Annotated in this window: 1 protein-coding gene; it reads right to left on the bottom strand. The window is 69.5% G+C overall.

The annotated features are described in order from the left end of the window. A partial coding sequence (locus KVT32_RS31220) for a bifunctional hydroxymethylpyrimidine kinase/phosphomethylpyrimidine kinase (RefSeq protein WP_217619549.1) occupies positions 1-243 on the bottom strand: 243 nt, incomplete at both ends.

Raw genomic sequence — 243 nt, 5'->3', positions numbered from 1 at the left:
AGACCTTGACCGCGGCGACCGGCATGTCCCCGGGCACCACGCGCGCCTGGGCGGCCCTCCACCCGACGACGATTTCGTGCAGGTCTTCGACGCGCGCGCTGTCGCCCACCAGCAGGGCGGTGGTAACGGTGAGGGCGTGGCAGCCATGGGCGGCGAAGGTGGCGAGGTCTGCCTGCACACCCAGCGCGCCGACGGGGTCGGAAACGCCGAAAGTGAGAATCAGCGGAGACGGTTGGTTTTGCA

Source organism: Achromobacter sp. GbtcB20 (assembly GCF_019091095.1).
Lineage (GTDB): Bacteria > Pseudomonadota > Gammaproteobacteria > Burkholderiales > Burkholderiaceae_B > Achromobacter > Achromobacter mucicolens.
The sequence above is the reverse complement of the archived record's forward strand: the minus strand, read 5'-3'. Positions and strand labels throughout refer to the sequence as shown.